This is a genomic window from Kitasatospora sp. NPDC054939 (genome assembly GCF_053610105.1).
On sequence record NZ_JBSGXP010000279.1, the window covers coordinates 1 to 3675 of the forward strand.

Genomic DNA, 3675 nt, shown 5'->3' on the forward strand with positions numbered 1-3675 from the left:
CTGTTGAGTTCTCAAGGAACGGACACTTCCTTCGGACCGCCTTCCAGCGGGCCCTCCGGGCGCTTCGTTCTTTCGTGTTTCCAGCTTATCAGACGCTTTCCGCCCCGTTTCCGGTGCTTACCTCGTCCGAATCGCCGGTGTCTTCCGTGGCTTTCGGCCCCGTTCGACGTTCCAAACCTTAGCCGACCCCTGCTCCGAAAAGCGAATCCGGCCACAATCCATATAAACGGGCACAACAGATACGCCCTCAGCCGTACCCGGCACATGCCGAACACGACCCATGCGGATCGAAAGTGGTGTTCCTGTGGATTGGCCGCCCCGGGACCGTCCGCGCCGATGCGTGTCCGGTGCTCCCTGCCGAGCGACCAGTGAACACTACTCCTTCGCCACGCCCGAAACAAACTGCCCCGGGCCGGCCCACCGGGCGGACCACGCCGACGGCCGCGGCCTGCCGGGGGCGGGCCCGGGAATCCGGGGTGGTCCCGCGAGCCGTGGCCGGTCCGGCGGCGGGCGGCGGCCATAGTGCGGCCATGGTGTCGACACCTGTACCCGAGGAGGAGTTCCGATGCGCAGCGTGACCTACTCGATGGGCGTCTCGCTCGACGGCTACATCGTCGGACCGGACGGCCGCTTCGACTGGACGGAGCCCGAGGACGAGGTCTTCCGCTTCTGGATCGACGAGATCCGCCGGGTCGACGTCCACCTCCTGGGCCGGCGACTGTACGAGACGATGCTGTACTGGGAGACGGTGGACCAGGATCCTTCGCTCGACGCTTCGACGCTCGAATGGGTGGCGCTCTGGAACCCGCTCCCGAAGGTGGTGTTCTCCCGCACGCTGTCGGCGGTGCAGGGGCATGCCCGGCTGGCCTCCGGGAGCCTGGCGGAGGAGATCGAGCGGTTGCGGGCGGAGCCGGGGGAGGGCGACATCGCGATCGGTGGCGCGACCCTCGCCGCCGAGGCGGCCGCGCTGGACCTGATCGACGAGTACCAGGCCATGGTCCACCCGGTGCTGGTCGGCGGCGGCATTCCGTTCTTCCCCCGGGACGAGCGCCGGGTGGACCTCGAACTCCTGGAGACCCGCACCTTCGCGTCGAAGGTCGTCTTCCTCCGCTACCGCGTGGCGCGCGGAGCCGCTTCGTAGGGCCCCCACCGGACGGGGCCGGGCCCGCTAGCCCATTGGCCTGAACCCGCGTCCCCGGGCGGCGGCATGCCCGCGGGCGTTCGTCCCGGTGGATAGTTTGGGCGCGCCCTGTCCGGTCCTTCGGCCGTGCGGCCCGCTCGGCGACCGGGCGAACGCCCGAGGAGTGCTCATGACGGTGGAACCGCTCGCGTCGTCGGCCGGTGTGACCATGACCCTGGCCGCGATCGCGGCGACCGGGGCGACCCCGCGCCCGTCCGGTGAAGCCCTGTCGGCGCAGCGGCAGCGCATCGCCGCCGGGATCACCCGGCAGCTGTCCGATCCGACCCTGGCGACCCAGGCCGCGTGGGGGCTGGAGTGGCTCGCGCTGAGCCCCGGCAACGCGAACCTGGCGTACATCGCGAGCAACCGGAACGTCTTCGCCGTGGTCGTCCGCGGGTCGAACGCCAATGTGACCGACCTCCTCGAAGACCTCGACGTCGGCACGGTGGTCCCGTTCACCGCCGGTGGTTCCGCTCAGCCGGTCTCCGTCTCGAAGGGGGCGATGGCGGCGTTCACGGAGGTCGTCGGCATGACCGACGGCTCCTCGCCGACGGGCACCGGTCTCGTGCAGGCGCTGACCGGCCTCCTCGCCGAGTCGCCCGGTCCGCCGTCGGTGTACGTGATCGGCCACAGCCTGGGCGGCTGCGTCGCGAGCATGCTCGCGCTGTACCTGCAGGCGCAGAGCTGGAACGGCCTTGCGCCGCAGTTCGGGGTGGTCACCTTCGCCGCTCCCACCGCGGGGCTGCAGGACTTCGCGGACTACTTCGACTCGGTGAAGTGGACCGTGAACCAGGGGTACGTCAACGACTTCGACATGGTGCCGCTGGCCTGGTCCGACCTCGCCACCGCCGAGAACTGGTACCCGACCCCGTACGGGCCGGTCGCGCCCGCCGGGGTGAAGGACATCCTGATCCCGGAGCTGGAGCTCCTCCCCGGGCCCAACGTCTACGTCCAGCCGGACAACACCACCGGTCTGAACCCCGACTACGGCGTCCGCGACAGCAACGTGCTCAGGAGCTCGACCGGGGACTTCCTCGCCCAGGTCGGCTACCAGCACGCCAACTCGACCTACCTGGACCTGCTGGAGGCGCCCCTCCTGCCCACCGGGCCGGTGGTGACGACCGTGAGCCCCGCCGTCGGCGGGTCCGGTACGACGGTCACCATCACCGGCAGCGGCTTCGGCGCGGACAGCGCGGTCGACTTCGGCCCCGTCGCGTGCCCGGACGTCCGGGTCGAGAGCGCCGGCGTGATCAAGGTCTCCGCGCCCGACGGGGTCGGCGTCGTCCCGGTCCGCGTCACCGGCGAGCTGGGCACCTCCCCGGCCGTCCCGTTCGGGCAGTTCGCCTACGGCGGGCCCGAACCCGTGGTGGTCACCGGCATCAGCCGGGACTCCGGGACGGCCGGAGCCACGGTCGTCATCACCGGTACGGGCTTCGCCGCCCACCCCGCCGTGTATTTCGGAAAGCGCGCCGCGCGTTCGTCCCGTCTCGACTCGGCGACCCAAATCACCGCGACCGCACCGGCGTCGGGCACGCCCCTCGAAAAGACCGTCGACATCAGGGTCCTGGTGAACGGCTACCTCTCCCCCGCGACCCCGGCCGACGAATTCACCTACACCGGCTGATCCGGGAGCCCCGCCGGCCCCCTCACCGGGGGCCGGCGGAGCCGTCCGGCACGGGAGGCCGTTCGCCGAGCGGCGTGAGGGTCTTGATATGGTTCCTGGCGCAATCATCCAGAGGGGTGGAGGGACCGGCCCTACGAAGCCCCGGCAACTCCCCGGCCATGTCGACGCCCGACCACGGGCCCGACCGCCGGGATCAGTGCCAACTCCGGCCCGTCGCCAACGTGGCGCCGGGAGAGATGAGGAGAAGCGGTGCTTTCTGTGCCCTCCGTCGCCCGGGACCCACGCGCGCTGAACCGGCCCGCGCCGACCGGCGTCCACGGCGTCCCCGATGTCCGCGGCGCTCGCGCTGCGTCCGCCCCCGCGTCCCCGCACACGCCGTCCGTCGCGCCGTTCACCGTGCCGTCCGCGGGGCCGTCAGCCGTACCCTGCGCCGTGTCCCGTACCGCACGCCGGTCGACGGCGGGCGCCCCGGTACGGGCCGGCGGGCCCGCCTCCGGCACCGGCACCGACGCGCGCACGCGCTGACCGGAAGCCCGCCCCGGCAACTCGGGCCCGGCGAACGGCCCGGCGAACGGCCCGGCCCCTGAGCCTGCGGCAACGCGCTCTCCGCTCTCCCCCACCCCCCTCCCGGTTCCGACCGGCGGCCCGCAACGTCGCGGGACGTGCCCTCCCGGCACGCCGCCGTCGTTGCCGCGCGCCGTCACCGCCTGCCGCCCCCGTGCGGTCGGCGGGTCAACCGCGCTTGACAGAAAGAGACTTGGTACTGCCATGGACCTCACTAGCGGCGTCGGCGTTCTCGACAAGGCCGCTCTGGTGCTCAGCGCACTGGAGTCGGGCCCCGCCACGTTGGCGGGGCTGGTCGCCGCCACCG

Annotated in this window: 2 protein-coding genes, 1 pseudogene and 1 riboswitch; all 3 genes and pseudogenes read left to right on the top strand. The window is 72.0% G+C overall.

Translation table 11 applies throughout. From position 1 onward, the window contains the following. The first annotated feature begins 565 nt into the window (after nt 1–565). Nucleotides 566–1141, top strand: coding sequence for a dihydrofolate reductase family protein (locus ACWGB8_RS38160; RefSeq protein WP_452218247.1), 576 nt, complete (start codon nt 566–568; stop codon nt 1139–1141). Nucleotides 1142–1310: 169 nt separating this feature from the next. Continuing rightward, nucleotides 1311–2804, top strand: coding sequence for an IPT/TIG domain-containing protein (locus ACWGB8_RS38165; RefSeq protein ID WP_452218248.1), 1494 nt, complete (start codon nt 1311–1313; stop codon nt 2802–2804). A 101-nt stretch (nt 2805–2905) separates the two neighbouring features. Next, nucleotides 2906–3047, top strand: a riboswitch (SAM riboswitch). Nucleotides 3048–3572: 525 nt separating this feature from the next. Beyond that, nucleotides 3573–3675, top strand: a pseudogene (locus tag ACWGB8_RS38170) (IclR family transcriptional regulator); the annotation flags it as partial.

What these genes read in the sequence shown, in the direction of transcription:
- ACWGB8_RS38160 (WP_452218247.1), top strand. Translation starts at nt 566, where the DNA reads ATGCGCAGCGTGACCTACTCGATGGGCGTCTCGCTCGACGGCTACATC.
- ACWGB8_RS38165 (WP_452218248.1), top strand. Translation starts at nt 1,311, where the DNA reads ATGACGGTGGAACCGCTCGCGTCGTCGGCCGGTGTGACCATGACCCTG.